Genomic DNA, 20,002 nt, shown 5'->3' with positions numbered 1-20,002 from the left:
GAACCGGTTGTTGGCGCGGCTTAGCTTGCCCATTCCCACGGGCGTGTAAAGTCACCAAGAACCTTGGCAACCTCTTCTTCGGATGCGCCATTGCTCTCAAGCCGGGCGACAAGCCCGCGTTTCTTGTCGTCGATGACCTCGCTGACCCGTGCGGCGCTGCCCGCTTCCCCGAGCGCGGCGTCATAAACGCGGGTAATGGCGATCTTGCGCAGGTCCGGTTTAAAGACCTTGCCCACCGCGGTTTTCGGCAGTTCGCCGAGGATCTCGATATGCTTGGGCCGGGCGGCGCGTTCATGCACATGCACCTGGCAATAGTCCATCAACTCTTCCGCCGTGACCGAGGCCCCCTCGACAAGCTCGACAAAGGCACAGGGCAATTCGCCCGAATGCGCGTCGGGCTGGCCGATCGCGCCGGCAAAGGCCACGGCGTCATGGCCCAGCAACGCCTCTTCGATCTCGGCGGGGTCGATATTGTGCCCGCCGCGAATGATCAGGTCCTTGGCGCGCCCGGTGATCCACAGATACCCGTCGCCATCGATCCGCCCCAGATCGCCGGTGCGCAGGTACTTGTCCTGGTAATAGAGGTCGGCATTCTTGGCAGTCTCGGTATAGGTGTTGCCGGCATAGACCCCCGGGTTGCTGATGCAGATTTCGCCGATCTCGTCGACGCCTGCCTCGGCGGGGCCATCCGCCGTTCCCTTGATGACCTTGACATCTGTATAGGGGAACGGGATGCCGATCGACCCTACTTTCTTTTCCCCGTCCACCGGGTTGCCCGACACGAGACAAGTCGCCTCGGTCAGCCCATAGCCTTCGATGATAGTGACACCCGTGGACTGCTCAAAGCGCCGGAAAAGCTCCAGCGGCAAGGGGGCCGAACCCGAAAACGCCTTTTTCACGGTCGAGATGTCCGCATCCACCGGGCGTTGCATGCTGGCGGCGATGGCGGTTGGCACGGTCACGATGAAGGTGGTCTTGTAGCGTTCGTTCAACTTCCAGAAATTGTCGAACACCCCTTCGCCGCGATACCCCTGCGGAGTCGGAAAGATCACGTGGCTGCCGCAATAGACCGCCGCCATCAGGATCACGTGACAGGCCATCACATGAAACAGCGGCAGCGGGCACATGATGTTGTCCTCTTCATTCAGCAGCAGTTCGCCACCGACCCAGCCATTATAGACCACCCCACCATAGGTGTGCTGGGCCACCTTGGGCATCCCCGTGGTGCCCCCGGTGTGGAAATAGAACGCGACGCGATCCCCGACGCTGTCGTCAAAGGCCAGGGTGGTAGGCTGGCGCGCGAGCTCGGCGTTGAAATCCTTGTAATCCGCATGGGCCAGATGCTCCTTGTTGGGCATCTTGGGACGGATCAGCGGCACGATCCACGATTTTGGCGGCGTCAGGTAACGGTTCAGGTCCACTTCGAGCACCGTGTCGACATCGGGCGCGTGGCGCACCGCCTCGGCGGTCTTTTGCGCCACATCCGTCTTGGGAAACGGTTTGAGCGTCACGACAACCCTGGCCTTGGTTTCCCGCAGGATCGAAGCGATCTGTTCCGGCTCCAGCAGCGGGTTGATCGGATTGACGATCCCCGCGATGGCCCCGCCCAGAATGGTCAGGATCGTTTCGTTGCAATTGGGCAGGATGAACGCAACCGCATCGGTCTCGCCAATCCCGAGTGAACGGAACAGGTTCGCCGCCTGCACGCTGCGCTGCAATAGCTCGGCCCAGGTCAGCGTTTCCGCCTTGTCCTTGGGACCCGAGAGGATCTGATAGCTGACCGCCTTGCCATCCGGGCACTTGCTGGCGGTCCGGGACAGCATCTGAAACAGCGTCTTGGGAACATCCCGCCCCGTCCACGGCATTTGGTTTTCAATGGCGTTTCGATCCGCCAGATTCGCAATGGACATCGTGAATTCCTCCCCGCATCGCCCGTTGGTCAGGCGTGGCTTTGCGCATCAGGATGCGGGGAAAAACCCAGCCGTGCAAGGGGACAACCGGCGCGGAATCGCGTCATCGGGAAATGACGTCACGCCACTTTTGCGCCGATGCGATCAGGCCGCAACGCTGCCGTCGGTGAACTGCAACCGCGCCAGTCGGGCATAGAGCCCCCCCTCGGCAACCAGTTGGTCATGCGGCCCGGTGGCGACGATGCGACCCTGGTCCATGACCACGATCCGGTCGGCCTTTTTGACGGTGGCCAGCCGATGCGCGACGATCAGCGTGGTGCGCCCGGCACTCAATTCGTCCACCGCCTGCTGAACCAGGCGTTCGCTTTCCGCGTCCAGGGCGCTGGTCGCCTCATCGAGCAGCAGCACCGGAGCGTTGCGCAGGATCGCGCGTGCGATGGCGATGCGCTGTTTCTGCCCGCCGGACAGCATGACGCCCCGTTCCCCCACATAGCTGTCATAGCCCTGTGGCAGGGCGGCGATGAAATCATGCGCCGCCGCCGCCCGCGCGGCGGCCTCGACCTCGGCATCGCTGGCGTCCGGGCGGCCGAACCGGATGTTTTCGCGCGCCGAAGCGGCAAAGATCACCGGGTCCTGCGGCACCAGCGCGATATGCTGGCGAAAACCATCGCGGGCGAGCGCCGTCAGCGCCACCCCATCCAGCGTGATGCATCCGCTGTCGGGATCGTAGAACCGCTGGATCAACTGGATGATGGTTGTCTTGCCTGCCCCGGACGGACCGACAAAGGCCACGGTTTCCCCCGGCGCGATGTCGAGCGACACATCCGACAGGGCCGCGGATTCCGGGCGGGCCGGATAGCGGAACGACACGTCTTCAAAGGCGATGCGCCCCTGTACAGGTTCCGGCAACATGGCGGGTTGATCCGGGTCCTGCACTGCGTCGACGCTCGCCAACAGCTCCACCAGGCGCTCGGTTGCCCCGGCCGCGCGCTGCAACTCGCCCCAGATCTCGGACAGCGCGGCAACCGACCCCGCAACCATCACCGAATAGATCACGAACTGGATCAGGGTGCCCTCGGTCATGTTGCCGATACGCACGTCCAGCGCCCCCATCCAGAGCACCCCGACAACCCCGGTAAACACCAGAAAGATGACGATGACCGTCATCATCGCGCGGGTCCGGATCCGGCGGCGCGACACATCATAAGAGGTCTCTGTCATCTCGGCGAACTGCGCCCGGCTCGCCTGTTCATGGGTAAAAGACTGCACCGTCTGCACCGCGCCCAGGGCTTCGGAGGCATTGCCCGAACTGGCGGCGATCCAGTCCTGGTTCTCGCGGCTGATGACCCGCAGCCTGCGTCCCAGCACCAGGATCGGCACCACCACCACCGGAACGATCAACAGGACCAGCCCGGTCAGCTTGGCCGACGTCAGCAGCATCAGCACCAACCCGCCGATAAAGATCAACAGGTTGCGCAGCGCGATCGAGACCGACGACCCCAGCACCGACTGGATCAGCGTGGTATCGGTGGTGATCCGGCTGAGCACTTCGCCGGTCATGATGTTTTCAAAGAATCGCGGGCTCATGCCGATCACCCGGTCGAACACCGCCATGCGGATATCCGCGACCACCCTCTCACCAAGCCGTGTCACCAAGGCATAGCGCAATCCCGTCCCCACCGCGAGCAGCGCCGCGATTGCCAGTGCCGCCATGAAATACTGATCCAGTATCGCACCATCCTGGGCCCGGAAATTGTCAACCACGCGCCGCACCGCCAGCGGCAGCGTCAGCGACACGCAGGCCGTCAGAACCAGCGCCATGAGCGAGGCAACGATCAGCCCGCGATAGGGGGCCATGAAGGGCCAGAGTGCCTGCAGACCGCCGATGGCCTTGGACCGCGCGCGCTCTTCGGTGGCATTGGGGGCCACTGCGGGCGCGGCTTGGCTTGTCTTGGGTCGGCGGGCCATCTCGCCTCCTCTGCTGCTGCGGTAGCCCCCGGCGAAGGGGGTAATTTACTGGCCCTGTTTCATGGCCGCGCAGGCAGGCGGGGTCAAGCATTCGATCCCCTCGCCAGTCCGAAACGCCACATAAGTCGCAGCCGCGCAAAGCCATTTGACCCGCCCCCGGCAACAGGATACCTGAAAACCCAATCCATTGCGGGGCTGGGCGACAAGACGGGCATGCAGGTCATTTTTCATACAGGCGCGCATTGCACCGATGGTGATCGCATCCTGAAATGCCTGCTGCGCAACAAACAGGGTTTCTCGGAACGCGGCATCGCCATCCCGGGACCCGGCAAGTATCGCGAGCTGCTCGGGCAGTCGTTTCGCGCCATGTCCACCACCGCACCTGCCCCGGATGCGCGCGAGGTTCTGATGGATGCCATTCTGGACGAGGAACATGCCGACCGGATGATCCTGTCCAACGCCTATTTCCTCGGATCGCGCCGCTTTGCCGTGCAGGACGGGCAATTCTATCCGGCCGCACCGGAACGGGTGACTCACCTGCACAGGCTGTTTCGCGGCGACAAGCTGACCTTGTTCATGGGGCTGCGCAACCCGGCGACCTTTCTGCCCGCGGTGCTGGGCAATGCCACGCCCGAGCATCTGGCCGATGTGCTAGGCGGTGCCGACCCCGGTTCGCTGCGCTGGTCCGACTGCTTGCGCCGGATCCGCGCGGCGGCGCCGGATATGGAAATGACGGTCTGGTGCAACGAGGATACGCCGCTGCTCTGGGCGCATATCATCCGGCAGATGGCGGGGTTGCGCGCCGACGAAAAGATCGTCGGCGGCTTCGACCTGCTGACCGATCTCATCACCCGCGAAGGCATGCAGAGGTTTCGCGCCTACCTGCACAAATACCCGCGGCTGAACGAGAACCAGAAACGCGGCGTGATCGCGGCCTTTCTGGAAAACTTTGCCATCCCCGAGCAGGTGGAAGAAGAACTCGACCTGCCCGGCTGGACCGATGACCTGGTCGGGGAACTGACCGAGGCCTATGATGACGATCTTGCCCGCATCCGGCAAATTCCCGGGGTCACGCTGATTGACCCGTGACATATGCCGCCTGTTAATCTGCTTGCAACGCGGTTCACGGCTTTGCCATATCTGAACCAGCTTTCGAAACGGAGACGGCCAACCATGCTGCATTCCCTGTCCCGGCGGCGGTTCATGGCCGGCGCATTGGCGGCGCTGTCGATGCCGTCGCTGGCCGCGTCCGCCCCCCCGGTGACGGTCTTTGCCGCGGCAAGCCTGAAATCGGCGCTGGACGAGCTTGCATCCCTCCATGACGGCCCCGTACAGGTGTCTTATGGCGGCAGCTCGACGCTGGCGCGCCAAATTCAGCATGGCGCCCCGGCCGATCTTTTTGTTTCCGCCAACACCGCGTGGATGGATGTGCTGGAACAGGACGGGCTGATCGTCGGAACCAGCCGCAAGACGTTGCTGACCAACCGGCTGGTTCTGATCGCCGGGCCCGATGCCAAGGCCGACCTGATCATTGAACCGGGATTCGACCTGGCGGGCGTGCTGGGCCGGGATCACCTGGCAATGGCGCTGGTCGATGCGGTGCCGGCGGGCATATACGGGGCCGCCGCCCTGCGTGCGCTCGGCGTGTGGGATCAGGTCGCGCCGCAGGTCGCCCAGACCGACAACGTGCGCGCCGCGCTCATGCTGGTGGCGCTTGGCGAAGCCCCCTATGGCATCGTCTATGCAACCGACGCGGCGGCCAGTTCCGAGGTGCGGATTGTCGGCACTTTTCCCGAACACAGCCACCCGCCGATCCGTTATCCCGCCGCGCGGGTCACGGGCGGCCATGCGGAGCCGGCACAGGCTTTTCTCGACTTTCTGGGCACGCCGCACGCCGGCGAGGTGTTTCGCTCACACGGCTTTGGCCTGCCCGGAGACGGCGCATGAATGACTGGCTCGGCCCGGCGGAATGGCAGGCGCTTGCCCTGTCCTTGCGGGTATCGTTTTTTGCCACCCTGCTCAGCCTGCCGCTCGGGATGCTGGTCGCCTATGCGCTGGCCCGCTGGCAGTTTCGCGGCAAACACCTGCTGAACGTGCTGGTCCACCTGCCCCTGATCCTGCCACCGGTTGTCACCGGATACCTGTTGCTGCTGGCCTTCGGGCGGCAGGGGATCATCGGCGGCTGGCTTTTTGACAGTTTCGGCGTGATGCTCGCCTTTCGCTGGACCGGGGCGGTGCTGGCGGCGGCGATCATGGCGTTTCCGCTGATGGTCCGGGCGTTGCGGCTGGCCATCGAAGCGGTCGACCCCAAGCTCGAACAGGCCGCCGCCACGCTTGGTGCCTCGCGGGTCTGGGTGTTTTCCACCGTGACCCTGCCGCTGATCCTGCCGGGGCTGATCGCGGGATCGGTGCTCGCCTTTGCCAAGGCGATGGGGGAATTCGGCGCGACGATCACCTTTGTCTCCAACATCCCCGGCCAGACCCAGACCCTGCCCTCGGCGATCTATGCATTCCTTCAGGTTCCCGGCGGCGAAGCCCCGTCGCTGCGGCTGGTGCTGGTGTCGATCGCGGTGGCGATGGGTGCGCTGATCGCGTCGGAATGGCTGGCGCGCCGGGCCGCGCAACGGGTCTCCGGCGCATGAGCCTCTCGGTCGATATCCGCCATCGTCTCGGGGCGCTGGACATGCATATTTCGTTCCGGGCGCCAGGCGGTGTCACCGCGTTGTTCGGCCGTTCCGGCGCGGGCAAGACCACGGTGATCAACGCGGTCGCCGGCCTGTTGACCCCCGACAGCGCGCGCATCACGCTTGACGACCAACTTGTCCTGGATACCCGCTCGGGTCACGTGGTGCCGATCCACAAACGTCGCGTCGGCTATGTCTTTCAGGACGGGCGGCTGTTTCCGCATTTGTCGGTGCGCCAGAACCTGACCTATGGCGCGCGCTTTGCCGGGCCCGGGCCACGCACCACCCTCACCGAGGTCAGCGACCTGCTTGGCATATCCGACTTGCTCGATCGCCGGCCCGGAGCCCTGTCAGGGGGCGAGAAACAACGGGTGGCCATCGGGCGCGCGCTGCTGTCCCGGCCGCGCATCCTGCTCATGGACGAACCGCTCGCGGCGCTCGACTCGGCGCGCAAGGCCGAGATCCTGCCCTTTCTCGAACGGTTGCGCGATCACACCGAGATTCCGATCCTTTATGTCAGCCATTCGGTCGCCGAAGTCGCGCGGCTCGCCACCACCGTGGTGGTGCTGGAAAACGGGCGCGTATCGCGATCCGGCCCTGCCGAACAGGTGCTCTCCGATCCCGACATGGTACGACAGCTCGGCGTGCGCGAGGCCGGGGCCGTGCTCCCGGCAACGGTTGCGCGGCATCACCATGACGGGCTGACCGAGCTGGCGGTGTCCGGCGGGCGGCTGTTCCTGCCGGAAATGGAGACCGTGCCCGGCACGGCCACACGGGTGCGCATCCTGGCCCATGACGTGATCCTGTCGCGCGAACTGCCGCGCGGGCTGTCGGCGCTCAACATCCTCTCGGCGTCAATCCTCGCCCTTCGCGAAGGGGACGGTCCGGGCGTCATCGTCCAGATGCAATGCGGCGAAGACCGGCTGCTGGCGCGCATCACCCGACGATCCGCCGACGCGATGGCCCTGAAACCCGGCGATCACATCCATGCGGTCATCAAGTCGGTTTCGATCGCCCGAACCGATGTCGGCGCGGGCTAGCGCCCTCACATCCCGAGCGCTTCCTTGTACATCTCCAGGATCGCCTCTTCCTCGGCGATGTCGTCCTTGTCGCGCTTGCGCAGGGCGATGACCTTGCGCATGACCTTGGTGTCGTAGCCGCGCGCCTTGGCCTCGGCCATCACTTCCTTCTGCTGATCGGCGATGTCTTGCTTTTCCGCTTCCAGCCGCTCCACCCGTTCGATGAACTGGCGCAATTCATCGGCAGTCACTCGATAGGTGGTATCGGTATTGGTATCGCTCATTGCGGGGCTCCGTGGATCAGGGATGTCAGAGCCTGCGGGATAGCGTTGCCCCGTTCCCGCTGCAAGGCTCAAACCGCAGGCCGCGCCACGGATCCCTGTTGCGCAAGGCCGGTCGATCCGCTAGGCGCGTCGCAATGGACAAAACCCCCGGGGGCGGCATGTTTGAAACAATGGTCTGGATTGGCGCGGCGGTGTCGCTTGCCGGTCTTGTCGGGCTGATATGGTGCATCCTGCGCGTCGCCAAGGCACGGCGCGCCAAGCTTTCGGACGACGAAATGCGCGCCATGTTGCAATCGGTGCTACCGTTGAACATTGGCGCGCTGTTTCTGTCGGTGATCGGGCTGATGCTCGTGGTGGTGGGTGTGATCCTGGGCTGAATGCCCAGACCGGCATTCTGACGGGAATTCAGACCGGCATGTTGTCGAAACGAGCCTCGATCGCCTCTTCGACCAGAGCCGCGTCAAGCCGGCGCATCCGGCGCGGCACCTTGGCCCCCCCGGCGGCGATCATACCCAGTACATTCGAAAACTGAGGCTGCAGCGCGATACGCGTCTCGGCCTTGGCCGCCGCGATCTGTTCTTCCAGATGCTCCGCCCTCAGTTGCAATTCGTCGATGGTCATGTCTTTCTCCCCGGCTGTTTCGGTCTGGGTACACTGGAATCGTAACGGCTGCACAACACCGTCACGCCAAACGGGCGCACCACCCTGTCATGTTCACAGAAAAACCGCTCAACCCCAAGATGATTTTTCATCTAATTCAAGTTTCGCATGCGCAGAGCGCGTAGACCTTGATACAAATCAAGTCAGCGGCATTCGATTCCACCGAATATTCGCAACGTACAATTGCGGGAACAACCGACGGAGAACGCCATGACACCCGAGGTAACAGCCTTTTTCGACCAGGCCACCAACACCGTGTCCTATGTCGTGCGAGAACCACAGGGGAGCGCCTGCGCGATCATCGACAGCGTGCTGGATTTCGACCAGGCCTCGGGGCGCACGGATACCGGTTCGGCGGATGCCATTGTCGATCATGTGGGCCAACAGGGGCTGCGGGTCGAATGGATCCTTGAAACCCATGTCCATGCCGATCACCTTTCGGCGGCCCCGTACCTTCAGGACAGGCTGGGCGGGCAGATCGGCATTGGCGACCGCATCACCGTGGTCCAGGACACGTTCGGCAAGGTCTTCAACGAAGGCACCGAGTTTCAGCGCGACGGAAGCCAGTTCGACGCGCTCTTCAAGGAAGGCGACAGTTTCCACATCGGCCAGATGCGGGGCGACGTGTTGCACACGCCCGGTCATACCCCTGCCTGCCTGACCTATGTGATCGGCGATGCCGCCTTTGTCGGGGATACGCTGTTCATGCCCGATTTCGGCACCGCGCGCTGCGACTTTCCCGGCGGGTCGTCCACGGCGCTGTTCAATTCGATCCAGCGGATCCTCGCGCTGCCCGACGCGACACGGGTCTTTGTCGGTCATGACTACAAGGCGCCCGGGCGCGACGACTATGCGTGGGAAACAACGGTGGGCGAGCAAAAGGCCCTGAACGTGCATATCGGCAAGGGGCGCAGCGTCGAAGACTTCGTGCGCATGCGCGACGAACGCGACGCCACTCTGGGGATGCCCCGGCTGATCCTGCCCTCGATCCAGGTCAACATGCGGGCGGGCCAGATGCCCCCCGAGGACGAGGCCGGCAACGTGTTTCTCAAGGTGCCGGTGAACAAGCTCTGATGGGGCCGGGAAATGCGTGCCGTCCGGATCGTCTTGGCGACTGGACAGGCCACGGGCGCAAGCGTAAACAACCCCCATGGACCTGCGCAGCTTATCCCCCGACTATGCCGTCTCGCCGCAAATCTCGGTCGAGGATGTCCCCGCCCTCTCCCGGGCCGGGATCAAACTGGTAATCTGCAACCGCCCCGACAGCGAGGTGCCCCCCAGCCATCAGGCCGAGGCGATCGGCGCGGCGGTGCGCGCCGCCGGGCTGCGCTTTGAGGTGCTGCCCCTGACCCATCAGACGATGACGCCGGAAAACGTCGCGCTCCAGATGGAACTGGCCGGTGGCGCAGATGGGCCGGTGCTGGCGTATTGCGCATCGGGCACGCGGTGTTCGGTGGTCTGGGCGCTTGGGCAGGCTGCGTCTCGCGATGCAGATGCCATTCTCGCGGATGTCGCGGCAGCAGGCTATCAGCTTGAAGGCTTGCGCCGGACGCTTGAGCAGCTGCACCGGGGCTGACCCCCGGCCCGGTCCTATCCGACCGCTTCGCCAAGCGCCTCGACATCCTCGCTATCCAGCCCCGCGAGCGCGGTGATTTCCACCGCGGCATCCTCCGGACTCATCCCGGCGAAATCGTCGTCGTCGTCATCGGCCACGGCTTTGACGTGAACGTCGATCGGTTCGGCCTCGGGCTCGACAAGATGGCCGTCGACCGTCATGGGATCATCCAGCGCCGCGGCCTTCTTGCCCAGACCACTCGCAAAACTCTCCTGGTCCCCCTGCATCGGGGTGCGGATTTCATTCAGCCGCAACGCACGCAGCCCGCCGGTCTGCCCCAGCCGGCCAATCGCCACTTTCTGACCCGAAATCGAGACCAGCTCGATCCGGTCGAGCCGTTCCTGCACCAGCGGCAACAGGTCGCCCGGCTGCATCCGGGACAGTTCGGCCAATGGCACGCGCACGCGCGAGATCACCGCAACCAGGTCGGCCCGGGCGATTCCGATCGCGTGCCCCAACGTCGGCGCATCCTGCGCCGCCACCACGTCCTTGTCCGCATCGGGCTGGGGTTTCGGTTCCGGCAGGATCAGGCACATTTCGCCCTGCAATACGCCGCCATCAAGCTCGAGCGTCAAATCGAATACGCGGTAGGCATCGGCATCCAGCGCCAGCATGGCCGATCTCTTGTCTTCGACCCGGGCACCAAAGCGGAACCCCGTCAGGCATTGCACATCGGCCGGCACCTCGGCCAGCTTGGCGGCGCGTTCGAGCGTGGCATCCACCAACGGCGCAACCATCGCCGCGTCGGTCGCGGTAAAGGGTCGTTCATCCGGTGCGGTCGCGGTGATCCGCCCCATGGTCTGCTGCTGTACCAGCGCCACCATCAGGGCCCGGTCGATAACCAGCGCCCCGGTCATCCCCGGCGGACCATCCAGCAGGATCAGCAGCCTGTCATCAGACAGATGCCCTGCCACGGCGTCCTGATCAGCGCGGGCCTGCCGGATTCCGATCACCGAGACCGCGAGTTCAAAGAGCTTGGCCGCAGCCCGTGCGATACCCAGCCGCAGCGCCCCGGCAGCGGACCTGCCAGCCACCGCCCCGCTTTCGCGATTCGTGTCCGTCTTGCGTTTCAGCGCTGAATTTGACCCGGAGGTAACCATGACTTGCGGCCTGCCCGTCCTACGTTGCGTGCCACCGGTCTAGCGCAGGGTTGGTTACGAAGAGCTTTACGCGCGGCGTTATTGCGCGGCGACCCGCACACCCAGCGGCAGGATCACCCGGAACGCGCCACCGGATTTGCCCGGCAGATAGCTGACAGTCCCCTCAAGGCGCTGCATGATCTCGCGGCTGATCGCAAGGCCAAGCCCGGCACCCGCGGCCTTTTCACCGCTGACACGGGTGAACTTTTCAAAAATCACCGCGCGGGATTCCGGCGGGATGCCGCTGCCATTGTCGACAAAATCGATCAGCAACCGGTCGGAAACCGCGCGCACCTTGATCCGCAATTCGGGATGGTCGGCGTTGCAGTATTTCTGGGCATTGGCGATCAGGTTGATGAACACCTGCGCCAGCCGGTCCAGGTCGGTATGGAGCGCAAAGCCCTCTTCCTCGCGCTGGCGGCGCAGTTGCAACGGGCGATCCGATCCGGCCAGGGCGGCGGCTTCGGCGCGGTCCAGAACCTCGGACAACACCCCGGCGCGCCGGTTCAGGCTCACTTGTCCGCTTTCCAACACGCTGAGATCCAGCAGGTCGTTCAGCAAGCGGGTCAGGCGCAGCGCCTCGTCATGGATGATCGTGGCATAGCGCGTCTTTTCCGCCGCATCCAGGCCATCGGTGTCCCGCAGGATCTCGGAAAAGGCGCTGATCGAGGTCATCGGCGTACGCAATTCGTGGCTGACCTGGCTGAGAAACGCGTCCTTTTGCAACGAAAGCTGTGTCAGCTTGGCGTTGGCGTCGCGCAACTGGCGGGCGGTGCGGCTGAGTTCGGCGGACTTGGCTTCGAGCTTGCTGGAATATTCCAGCAATTGCGCGCTCTCGTCGGCCACGGCGAGCAGGTCTTCGACCGACACGGACGAACCGCCGACGATCTGCCCAATCATCGCATGGGCCGTCGCCGCGCCGACAGATCCCGACAATTCACGTTCCAGACGGTCAAGGAATGCCGGGCTTGGTTCGGGCAGAAAGCCCCGTTGCCCCTGCGCCTCGGCTTCGCGGTGAAACAGCGCCTGCGCCTGTTGCGCCCCGAGGATGCGCTGAGACATGATCATCAGATCCTCGCTCTGCCCCACCGATCCGGTCCACCCCCGCGGCGCGACGGAATGGTCGAACACGTTGACGAACTGTGCCGCCTGCAGACGCTCAAGCGGGCTCGGAAAGGTCAGGAGCGACACGATGCAAAATCCCGCCGCGTTCAGCAGCAGGCTCCACATAACCGAATGCACCACCGGGTCCAGCCCCTCGACCCCGAACAGGGCCATCGGCCGCAGCCAGCCGACCCCCAGCGGACCATCGCGCAGCAACCCGGCCGGCAGCACATTGCCGCCAAGTTCCGGCAACAGGAGCGTATAGACCCATGCCGCAAAGCCGAGCAGCACCCCCACAAGCGCCCCGGTTCGCGTCGCGCCGCGCCAGAACAGCCCCCCCACCAGAGCGGGCAGGATCTGTACGATCCCGGCAAAGGCAATCAACCCGATCGAGACCAGCGCATCGCCGCCGCCGGAGAGCCGGAAATAGAAATAGCCAAGCGCCAGGATCACCGCGATCGACACCCGCCGCGCCAGCAGGACCACGTTGCGCACATCTCCTGAGACCGACGCCCCCTCGCCATGCCAGGACAGCCAGATCGGCATGACAACATGGTTGGACACCATCGTCGACAGGGCCATCGTCGCAACGATGACCATCGAGGTGGCCGAGGAAAACCCGCCGAGGAAGGACAGCATCGCCAGCCCGTCGCGCCCCTGGCTCAGCGGCACGGTCAATACGAACAAATCCGGGTTTGCACCCTCGGGCATCAGTTCAAGCCCCATCACCGCGATGGGAATGACGAACAGGCTCATCAGGAGCAGGTAGAGCGGAAAGGCCCAGGCCGCCGTGCGCAGGTGACGCTCGTCGCTGTTCTCGACCACCAGCACCTGGAACATGCGCGGCAGACAGACAAAGGCGGCGGCGGAGAGAAAGGTGAACGTGGCCCAGCGTCCGGCCTCGGCGTTCCAGCGGCCGATCTCAGAGGCGTCGATCCTGTCCATCATCGGCCCGATCCCGCCCGCCAGCTCCCAGACCACGAACCCGCCCACCGCCAGCAACGCCAACAGCTTGACCACCGCCTCGAGCGCAACCGCCATGACCACGCCGTGATGACGTTCGTTGACATCCAGGTTGCGGGTTCCGAACAGGATCGCGAAAACCGCCAGCCCCGCCGCCACGTAGAACACGCTGGATCCGTCGTTATAAACGCTTTCGGGATCGGCTTCGGCGAAGATCGAGAAGGACAGTGTAATCGATTGCAGTTGCAATGCGATATACGGTGTCACGCCGATCACCGCCAGCAGCGTCATGCAGATCGCCAGCGAGTTCGACTTGCCATAGCGCGACGAGATCAGGTCGGCGATCGAGGTCACCCGCTGGCTGCGCCCGATGCGAACCAGTTTACGCAGCCCCCACCACCAGCCGATCATGACAAGCGTGGGGCCGAGATAGATCGTCACGAATTCCAGCCCGAACCGCGTCGCATAGCCCACCGCGCCGTAGAAGGTCCAGGCGGTGCAATAGATCGAAAGCGACAGCGTATAGATCAGCGGCGTGTGCAGCCAGCGGCTGCGTCCCTGCGCCGCCAGGCGATCCGCGACAAAGGCAACAAGGAACAGCACGGCCACATAGCCAATGCAGACCAGGACCAGCAGGTTCAGCGACGCCAACGGCTCACCTCCGCGCGTCCCCCGGACGCGACCAGGCCCGTGTCATCCTGCCAAAGACCAGGACCAGCAGGATCAGGGCGATCCAGACCGAGAACACGTAGATGATCGCCGCCGACATCGGCACACCGCCCTCGCCCGCCGCATCGGAAGGCACCGAGGGCCACAACAGCGGCAACGCGAACAGCACCGTCCCGAACAGCGGCAGAATGCGCGCCGCATCCATCAGCCGGCGGCGGCGATAGCTCTGACGCTCAAGGAATACCGTGGGCTGCATCGGCTCCGCGGGGTCTCGGTCGGGCGCGCCCCGTGTCATTGCCGCGACGCCTGGGCCAGCAGGTCGCGCACAGCGGTCAGCACCTCGGCATTGGAAAACGGCTTGGTCATGAACCGGCTGACCCCGGCTTTTTCCGCCATGTCGCGGTCGCGCGATTGCCCCCGCGCCGTCAGCATCAGCACCGGCAGACCGGCCAGCGCCGGGATCTCGCGCAGGTCGCGCAGGATGTCCATGCCGCTCTTGCCGGGCAACATCAGGTCGAGAATGACGAGATCCGGGGCCGCCGCCTGGATGACCTCGACCGCATCCGCCCCATCGGAATGCGTGCCAACCTCCCACCCGTCGCGGGTAAGCAGGAATCTGATGGCTTCGATGATGTTCGGTTCATCCTCGATCAGCAGGACATGTCGCCCCATTTGCGCCGTTCCTCCCCTTGGCGCGCGCCTATCGCGCAACATTGTTGCTTTTGCCCCCAACCTAACCTTGCTTTCGTGACCCTGTCAAAAGCCTTCGCTCAGGATCGAAGGCTCGCGGCGGGCATGACAGTCGGTTCTCGGACAAACCCGGCAGCTGCTGCCGACAGGCTGCACCGATACCTTGTCCGTCCCGCCCCCCGCAACCGGCAGGATCAGCATCGTCGATTGGTAAAGCGGGTCCTGGTCAAACAGCGCGGTGCCCACCGGCTGGGCGATGGCCATGCAGTCAAACAACATCGCCGAACGCCCCAGCTGCGACACCCGGCGCCGGATCGGCATCATCGGGCGGCTGAGTGCCGCAAAGACCGGCCATAGCGGGCACGAGGCCCCGAAACGCGGCAAGGCAAACCCTTCGATCTGCTTGCGGTACAGGATGCTGCCCGAGGCATCGCAGACCACCAGCCCGACTTCGCCGGACAGAACCCCGTCGGGCATCGCCGCCAGCCGCCGGAACACCGCCGACAGGTCCGCGTCAAAGGCCTCGGCCAACATGATCGGGTCCGGACCGATCCGCCCGATGGCCTGCCGGAAATCGCCAAGCGGCATCGCGCGGGCATCTTCGGCATACCGGGCGAGGACATCGGCTGCGATCAACCGTGCCGCCCGCGAGGTCAGCTCCGGCGCGGCGCGCGCCAGCGCCTCCGGCTCGGACAGGCCCTCTTCCAGTTCGACAAAGTGAAACCCGCTGCGCGCCACAAAGGCTTCGACCTCTTCCTGTGGCGAACCGCGCCGCTCATCCGCATCTTCGCTTTCATCCAGGTAAGTCACCAGCGCCTTGCTGCTCTCGGCCAGGCGCAGGCTGTCTTCGTTCAGGTTCTTGTGAAACCGCTCGCGCCATTCCTGCTCGAGCTCGCCGGTTTCGGCCAGGATCGAAGCTGTCGACCGGATCGCCGCCGCGGTGGACAGAACCTCGTGCAGCGACGCGGCAAGCTGGGGATCATGCGTCAGGCGATCGGACAGGGTTTCCACCGCCCGCTCCAGCGACGCGATGCGCCGGTGTCCGGCGGCCAGAACCTCGGCCCAGCCCGGAAAGCGGCCGGCGAATTCGTCGGCCCTGTCGACCTCGGCGGCCACCGCGCCGGCATCGGCGGCGGCTTCGCGCAGGGTCGCGATCAGCGCCGCCTCGGCCCCTTGCGTCAACATCGAGGGTTCGACCCCCAGGACCTGGGCAATATCCAGCAACAGCTTGCCGCCGATTCTGCGGCGGTTGTGCTCGATCAGGTTGAGATAAGAGGCCGATATTCCCACTTGCCGGGCAAGCTCGGCCTGTCGCATCCCGGCGATCGATCTGCGTTCGCGGATCCGGCTGCCGGTCAGGGTATCACGGGCCATGTCGCGCGGCGCTCCTTTTCAACGAATTTTCAAAGGCTTTCTGCATTGCAACATAAGGAAATTTACAATCACCCCAAGGTGGTTGTATATTTATTTACAATATTATCCTGTTTTTCAAGTAGCTTATTGCGCGATTTTCCATGCCCGCCCAATACTTGATTTGCACAATAGTGCCCGTGCGTCATCCAGACATGGTGCCGCACGGTACAAACGGGAGGATTACATGACCAAATCGAACTTCACACGCCGCGGCGTGCTCAAAACCGGTGCGGCCACCGGGGCCGGGGTTGCGCTGCCGACGATCTTTACCGCGTCATCCGTCGGAGCGGTGACAAACGACCCCACCGGCAGCACCGTCACGCTCGGCTTTAACGTGCCCCAGACCGGCCCCTATGCGGACGAGGGCGCGGACGAATTGCGCGCCTATGAGCTGGCGGTCGAGCATCTGAACGGCGGCGGCGACGGTGGCATGCTGGGCACGTTCAGCTCCAAGGCCCTGGACGGAACCGGCATCCTGGGCAAAAAGGTCGAGTTCGTGACCGGCGACACCCAGACCAAGTCCGACGCCGCCCGCGCCAGCGCCAAGTCGATGATCGAAAAGGATGGCGCGATCATGATCACCGGCGGTTCGTCCTCGGGTGTGGCGATCGCGGTCCAGGGGCTGTGCCAGGAGGCCGGCGTGATTTTCATGGCGGGGCTGACCCATTCGAACGACACCACCGGCAAGGACAAGAAGGCAAACGGCTTCCGTCACTTCTTCAACGCCTACATGTCGGGCGCGGCGCTCGCCCCGGTGCTGGAAAAAGCCTATGGCGCGGATCGCAAGGCCTATCACCTGACGGCGGATTACACCTGGGGCTGGACCCAGGAAGAGTCGATCAAGGCCGCCACCGAGGCGCTTGGCTGGGAGACCGTCAACACCGTCAAGACCCCGCTCGCCGCGACCGATTTCTCGTCCTATATCGCGCCGGTCCTGAATTCGGGCGCCGATGTTCTGATCCTGAACCACTATGGCGGCAACATGGTCAACTCGCTGACTAACGCGGTGCAGTTCGGGCTGCGCGAAAAACAGGCCAACGGCAAGAATTTCGAAATCGTCGTGCCGCTCTATTCGCGCCTGATGGCGCGCGGCGCGGGCGAGAACGTCAAGGGCATCTTTGGGTCCACCAACTGGCACTGGTCGCTGCAGGACGAAGGCTCCAAGGCATTCGTGAAATCCTTTGGCACCAAATACGGCTTCCCGCCGAGCCAGGCCGCGCATACCTGCTATGTACAAACCCTGCTCTATGCGGATGCGGTCACCCGCGCCGGCAGCTTCAACCCCTGCGCCGTTGCCGAGGCGCTGGAAGGGTTCGAGTTCGACGGTCTGGGCAACGGCCCGACGCTGTATCGCGCCGAGGATCACCAGTGCTTCAAGGACGTTCTGGTTGTGCGCGGCAAGGATAACCCGACCAGCGAGTTCGACCTGCTCGAAATCGTCGAGGTCACGCCCGCCGCCCAGGTCACCTATCCGGCCGATCACCCGATGTTCGCCGGCGGCCAGCTGGGCGCGTGCAACCCCGGCGCCTGACAAACCGCTCACCGGTCTGGCCGCACCCGTTGCGGCCGGACCCGCCTGATCCAGCGGCGCGCGCGGCCCCGGTGTCGTTTCGCGTGCCGCCCGGCCAACCCAAAGGTGGGACCCAATGGACGCTATCCTCCTGCAAATACTGAACGGGCTGGACAAGGGGTCGGCCTATGCGCTGATCGCCCTGGGCCTGACGCTGATCTTCGGCACGCTGGGCGTGGTCAATTTCGCCCACGGAGCGCTGTTCATGATCGGGGCGTTCTGCGCCGTGACCCTGAACAAGCTGTTGACCATCAGCTATATCACCATCGACGAGACCCAGAAGGACTTTCTCGGCAACCCGCTCAAGGTGCAGAACACCTATGTCGAGAGCTGGTTCGGCCCCGAGCTCGGAGCCGCGATCATCGACTGGTCGGTGCCGCTGGCGATCCTGTTCTCGATCCCGGTGATGATCGCCATCGGCTTCATCATGGAACGTGGCCTGATCAAGCATTTCTACAAGCGTCCCCATGCGGACCAGATCCTCGTGACCTTTGGCCTCGCCATCGTGCTACAAGAGGTGATCAAGTATTTCTACGGTGCCAACCCGATCCCCACCCCTGCCCCGGACATGTTCCGCGGCTCGCTCGATTTCGGCGTGCTGCTCGGGTTTGATCCCAACGCAATCATCTATCCCTATTGGCGGCTGGTCTATTTCCTGTTTGCCGCAATCATCATCAGCGCGGTCTTTGCGTTTCTGCAATTCACCACATTCGGCATGGTCGTGCGCGCCGGCATGGCCGACCGCGAAACCGTGGGGCTGCTGGGCATCAACATCGACCGTCGTTTTACCATCATGTTCGGCATCGCCGCCGCCGTGGCCGGGCTGGCCGGGGTGATGTACGCGCCAATCAATTCGCCCAACTATCACATGGGCATGGATTTCCTGGTGCTGTCTTTCGTGGTCGTCGTGGTCGGCGGCATGGGCAGCCTGCCCGGCGCGGTGCTGGCCGGGTTCCTGCTCGGCATCCTCGAGAGCTTTGCCTCGATGAACGAGATCAAATCCATCCTGCCCGGCATCGACCAGATCATCATCTACGTGGTCGCCATCATCATTCTGCTTACGCGTCCTCGGGGCCTCATGGGCCGCAAGGGCGTGATGGAGGAATAAGCCATGCTCGGACTCAACAAACGAGACACCAGCCTGTTGATCGTGGTCGCCATCCTGACCATGTTTGCCCCGATCATCCTCAACCCCTTTCCCGAAGGCTCGGCGATGGCACAGTTCAACGCCGGCTATCCCGACCTGATGCAGCGTTTCGTGATCTTTGGCATCTTTGCCGTCGGGTTCAACATCCTCTTTGGTCTGACCGGATACCTGTCATTTGGCCACGCCGCGTTCCTGGGGGTCGGGTCATACTCGGCGGTCTGGATGTTCAAGCTGCTCAGCATGAATGTCATCCCGGCGATCCTGCTCGCCGTCATCGTCTCGGGCCTGTTTGCGGTGGTGATCGGCTATGTGTCGCTGCGTCGCTCGGGCATCTATTTTTCCATCCTGACGCTGGCCTTTGCCCAGATGTCCTTTGCGCTGGCCTATTCGGTACTGACCCCGATCACCAATGGCGAGACCGGCTTGCAGGTCTATACCGACGATCCGCAATATCTGATGGGTCCGAACAGTTCGCAGCTTACCAACCTTTTCGGGCTGGAGATGCGTTCGACCTATACGCTCGATCTCGGGCCCTGGTCATTTGACTTCAACGCGGGCTATTACCTCTGCGCGATCATCATGCTGGTCATGGTCTATCTCGCCATCCGCATCTTCCGCTCACCCTTTGGCCTGATGCTCAAGGCGGTCAAGTCCAACCAGCAGCGGATGAACTATACCGGGCTCAACACCCGCCCCTACACGCTCGCCGCCTTTGTGATCTCGGGCATGTATGCCGGGCTTGCCGGCGGGCTCATGGCCTCGATGGACCCGCTGGCCGGGGCCGAGCGGATGCAATGGACCGCAAGCGGCGAAGTTGTCCTGATGACCATCCTGGGCGGTGCCGGCACCCTGATCGGGCCGATCCTTGGCGCGGGCTTCATCAAGTATTTCGAGAACATCTTCTCCAAGATCAACGACACCGTCCTGCATCAATGGTTCAGCATCCTGCCCGACGGCCTGGAAAACGCGCTGGTCTTTGTCGTGCACCCCTTCATCGGCAAGGGCTGGCACCTGACACTGGGCATCCTGTTCATGCTGGTGGTGATCTTCCTGCCCGGCGGGCTGGTCGAAGGCGGTCAACGGATCGCCAACTGGTGGCGCGGCAAGCGGTCGGGCACCAAGGATGAGCGCGCCAAGTCCACCGAACCGGCGGAATAAGGAGACAGA

Annotated in this window: 19 protein-coding genes; 10 read left to right on the top strand and 9 right to left on the bottom strand. The window is 63.9% G+C overall.

All coding sequences use genetic code 11. The annotated features are described in order from the left end of the window. Positions 1–20: 20 nt before the first annotated feature. Together ACP15R_RS18980 and ACP15R_RS18975 are read right to left on the bottom strand one after the other, a co-directional pair. Complete coding sequence (locus tag ACP15R_RS18980; protein ID WP_424987800.1) at positions 21–1,910, bottom strand: acyl-CoA synthetase; 1,890 nt, start codon at positions 1,908–1,910, stop codon at positions 21–23. Positions 1,911–2,054: 144 nt separating this feature from the next. Continuing rightward, on the bottom strand, positions 2,055–3,878 hold the full coding sequence (locus tag ACP15R_RS18975; protein WP_424987799.1) for an ABC transporter transmembrane domain-containing protein: 1,824 nt from the start codon (positions 3,876–3,878) through the stop codon (positions 2,055–2,057). 213 nt (positions 3,879–4,091) lie between these two features. On the opposite strand from ACP15R_RS18975, the gene ACP15R_RS18970 reads away from it, so the two are divergent. The 4 genes from ACP15R_RS18970 (at position 4,092) to modC (ending at position 7,602) form a co-directional block, all read left to right on the top strand. Continuing rightward, a complete protein-coding gene (locus ACP15R_RS18970; RefSeq protein WP_424987798.1) occupies positions 4,092–4,967 on the top strand; it encodes a hypothetical protein in 876 nt (291 codons plus the stop codon). A gap of 84 nt (positions 4,968–5,051) precedes the next feature. Beyond that, positions 5,052–5,825, top strand: a complete 774-nt coding sequence (modA, locus tag ACP15R_RS18965) for a molybdate ABC transporter substrate-binding protein (RefSeq protein WP_424987797.1) — start codon at positions 5,052–5,054, stop codon at positions 5,823–5,825. After that, positions 5,822–6,520 (top strand): molybdate ABC transporter permease subunit, encoded by a 699-nt coding sequence (gene modB / locus ACP15R_RS18960; RefSeq protein ID WP_424987796.1) that lies wholly within the window; start codon positions 5,822–5,824, stop codon positions 6,518–6,520. The genes modA and modB overlap by 4 nt, the downstream gene beginning before the upstream one ends. After that, positions 6,517–7,602 (top strand): molybdenum ABC transporter ATP-binding protein, encoded by a 1,086-nt coding sequence (gene modC / locus ACP15R_RS18955; protein WP_424987795.1) that lies wholly within the window; start codon positions 6,517–6,519, stop codon positions 7,600–7,602. Before modB ends, modC begins: the two co-directional genes overlap by 4 nt. A gap of 5 nt (positions 7,603–7,607) precedes the next feature. Here modC and ACP15R_RS18950 read toward each other — a convergent pair whose 3' ends face one another. After that, the gene (locus ACP15R_RS18950) at positions 7,608–7,865 is read right to left on the bottom strand and encodes a DUF2312 domain-containing protein (RefSeq protein WP_316772447.1); all 258 of its coding nucleotides are present in this window, start codon (positions 7,863–7,865) and stop codon (positions 7,608–7,610) included. A 134-nt stretch (positions 7,866–7,999) separates the two neighbouring features. Here ACP15R_RS18950 and ACP15R_RS18945 point away from each other — a divergent pair, with 134 nt between their 5' ends. After that, positions 8,000–8,242, top strand: a complete 243-nt coding sequence (locus tag ACP15R_RS18945; protein ID WP_424987794.1) for a hypothetical protein — start codon at positions 8,000–8,002, stop codon at positions 8,240–8,242. 28 nt (positions 8,243–8,270) lie between these two features. On the opposite strand, the gene ACP15R_RS18940 is transcribed toward ACP15R_RS18945, so the two are convergent. Beyond that, positions 8,271–8,486, bottom strand: a complete 216-nt coding sequence (locus tag ACP15R_RS18940) for a hypothetical protein (protein WP_424987793.1) — start codon at positions 8,484–8,486, stop codon at positions 8,271–8,273. Between the two features lie 249 nt (positions 8,487–8,735). On the opposite strand from ACP15R_RS18940, the gene ACP15R_RS18935 reads away from it, so the two are divergent. Continuing rightward, positions 8,736–9,599 carry an MBL fold metallo-hydrolase gene (locus ACP15R_RS18935; protein ID WP_424987792.1) on the top strand — a complete coding sequence of 288 codons (864 nt, stop codon included), beginning with the start codon at positions 8,736–8,738 and terminating at the stop codon, positions 9,597–9,599. A 76-nt stretch (positions 9,600–9,675) separates the two neighbouring features. Beyond that, complete coding sequence (locus ACP15R_RS18930; RefSeq protein ID WP_424987791.1) at positions 9,676–10,101, top strand: TIGR01244 family sulfur transferase; 426 nt, start codon at positions 9,676–9,678, stop codon at positions 10,099–10,101. A gap of 14 nt (positions 10,102–10,115) precedes the next feature. On the opposite strand, the gene ACP15R_RS18925 is transcribed toward ACP15R_RS18930, so the two are convergent. The 5 genes from ACP15R_RS18925 to ACP15R_RS18905 all read right to left on the bottom strand — a co-directional run bounded on the left by ACP15R_RS18925 (position 10,116) and on the right by ACP15R_RS18905 (position 16,079). Then, a complete protein-coding gene (locus tag ACP15R_RS18925; protein WP_424987790.1) occupies positions 10,116–11,174 on the bottom strand; it encodes a FliM/FliN family flagellar motor switch protein in 1,059 nt (352 codons plus the stop codon). Between the two features lie 144 nt (positions 11,175–11,318). After that, on the bottom strand, positions 11,319–13,997 hold the full coding sequence (locus ACP15R_RS18920; RefSeq protein WP_424987789.1) for an ATP-binding protein: 2,679 nt from the start codon (positions 13,995–13,997) through the stop codon (positions 11,319–11,321). Between the two features lie 4 nt (positions 13,998–14,001). After that, entirely contained in the window at positions 14,002–14,310 is a 309-nt protein-coding gene (locus tag ACP15R_RS18915; protein ID WP_424987788.1) for a hypothetical protein, read from the bottom strand. Further along, a complete protein-coding gene (locus ACP15R_RS18910) occupies positions 14,307–14,687 on the bottom strand; it encodes a response regulator transcription factor (protein WP_424987787.1) in 381 nt (126 codons plus the stop codon). Before ACP15R_RS18910 ends, ACP15R_RS18915 begins: the two co-directional genes overlap by 4 nt. 84 nt (positions 14,688–14,771) lie before the next feature. Then, a complete protein-coding gene (locus ACP15R_RS18905; protein WP_424987785.1) occupies positions 14,772–16,079 on the bottom strand; it encodes a short-chain fatty acyl-CoA regulator family protein in 1,308 nt (435 codons plus the stop codon). Between the two features lie 223 nt (positions 16,080–16,302). On the opposite strand from ACP15R_RS18905, the gene ACP15R_RS18900 reads away from it, so the two are divergent. The 3 genes from ACP15R_RS18900 (at position 16,303) to ACP15R_RS18890 (ending at position 19,993) form a co-directional block, all read left to right on the top strand. Then, on the top strand, positions 16,303–17,649 hold the full coding sequence (locus ACP15R_RS18900; RefSeq protein WP_424987784.1) for a substrate-binding protein: 1,347 nt from the start codon (positions 16,303–16,305) through the stop codon (positions 17,647–17,649). 115 nt (positions 17,650–17,764) lie between these two features. Then, positions 17,765–18,796 (top strand): branched-chain amino acid ABC transporter permease, encoded by a 1,032-nt coding sequence (locus tag ACP15R_RS18895; protein ID WP_424987783.1) that lies wholly within the window; start codon positions 17,765–17,767, stop codon positions 18,794–18,796. A 3-nt stretch (positions 18,797–18,799) separates the two neighbouring features. After that, positions 18,800–19,993: a branched-chain amino acid ABC transporter permease gene (locus ACP15R_RS18890; protein WP_424987782.1), complete on the top strand. Its 1,194-nt coding sequence runs from the start codon at positions 18,800–18,802 to the stop codon at positions 19,991–19,993. The last annotated feature ends 9 nt before the right edge of the window (positions 19,994–20,002 follow it).

The organism is Microbulbifer sp. S227A (assembly GCF_049800935.1).
This window is presented reverse-complemented; position numbering and strand designations above follow the sequence as displayed.

What these genes read in the sequence shown, in the direction of transcription:
- ACP15R_RS18980 (WP_424987800.1), bottom strand. Translation starts at nt 1,910, where the DNA reads ATGTCCATTGCGAATCTGGCGGATCGAAACGCCATTGAAAACCAAATG.
- ACP15R_RS18975 (WP_424987799.1), bottom strand. Translation starts at nt 3,878, where the DNA reads ATGGCCCGCCGACCCAAGACAAGCCAAGCCGCGCCCGCAGTGGCCCCC.
- ACP15R_RS18970 (WP_424987798.1), top strand. Translation starts at nt 4,092, where the DNA reads ATGCAGGTCATTTTTCATACAGGCGCGCATTGCACCGATGGTGATCGC.
- modA (WP_424987797.1), top strand. Translation starts at nt 5,052, where the DNA reads ATGCTGCATTCCCTGTCCCGGCGGCGGTTCATGGCCGGCGCATTGGCG.
- modB (WP_424987796.1), top strand. Translation starts at nt 5,822, where the DNA reads ATGAATGACTGGCTCGGCCCGGCGGAATGGCAGGCGCTTGCCCTGTCC.
- modC (WP_424987795.1), top strand. Translation starts at nt 6,517, where the DNA reads ATGAGCCTCTCGGTCGATATCCGCCATCGTCTCGGGGCGCTGGACATG.
- ACP15R_RS18950 (WP_316772447.1), bottom strand. Translation starts at nt 7,865, where the DNA reads ATGAGCGATACCAATACCGATACCACCTATCGAGTGACTGCCGATGAA.
- ACP15R_RS18945 (WP_424987794.1), top strand. Translation starts at nt 8,000, where the DNA reads ATGGACAAAACCCCCGGGGGCGGCATGTTTGAAACAATGGTCTGGATT.
- ACP15R_RS18940 (WP_424987793.1), bottom strand. Translation starts at nt 8,486, where the DNA reads ATGACCATCGACGAATTGCAACTGAGGGCGGAGCATCTGGAAGAACAG.
- ACP15R_RS18935 (WP_424987792.1), top strand. Translation starts at nt 8,736, where the DNA reads ATGACACCCGAGGTAACAGCCTTTTTCGACCAGGCCACCAACACCGTG.
- ACP15R_RS18930 (WP_424987791.1), top strand. Translation starts at nt 9,676, where the DNA reads ATGGACCTGCGCAGCTTATCCCCCGACTATGCCGTCTCGCCGCAAATC.
- ACP15R_RS18915 (WP_424987788.1), bottom strand. Translation starts at nt 14,310, where the DNA reads ATGACACGGGGCGCGCCCGACCGAGACCCCGCGGAGCCGATGCAGCCC.
- ACP15R_RS18910 (WP_424987787.1), bottom strand. Translation starts at nt 14,687, where the DNA reads ATGGGGCGACATGTCCTGCTGATCGAGGATGAACCGAACATCATCGAA.
- ACP15R_RS18905 (WP_424987785.1), bottom strand. Translation starts at nt 16,079, where the DNA reads ATGGCCCGTGATACCCTGACCGGCAGCCGGATCCGCGAACGCAGATCG.
- ACP15R_RS18900 (WP_424987784.1), top strand. Translation starts at nt 16,303, where the DNA reads ATGACCAAATCGAACTTCACACGCCGCGGCGTGCTCAAAACCGGTGCG.
- ACP15R_RS18895 (WP_424987783.1), top strand. Translation starts at nt 17,765, where the DNA reads ATGGACGCTATCCTCCTGCAAATACTGAACGGGCTGGACAAGGGGTCG.
- ACP15R_RS18890 (WP_424987782.1), top strand. Translation starts at nt 18,800, where the DNA reads ATGCTCGGACTCAACAAACGAGACACCAGCCTGTTGATCGTGGTCGCC.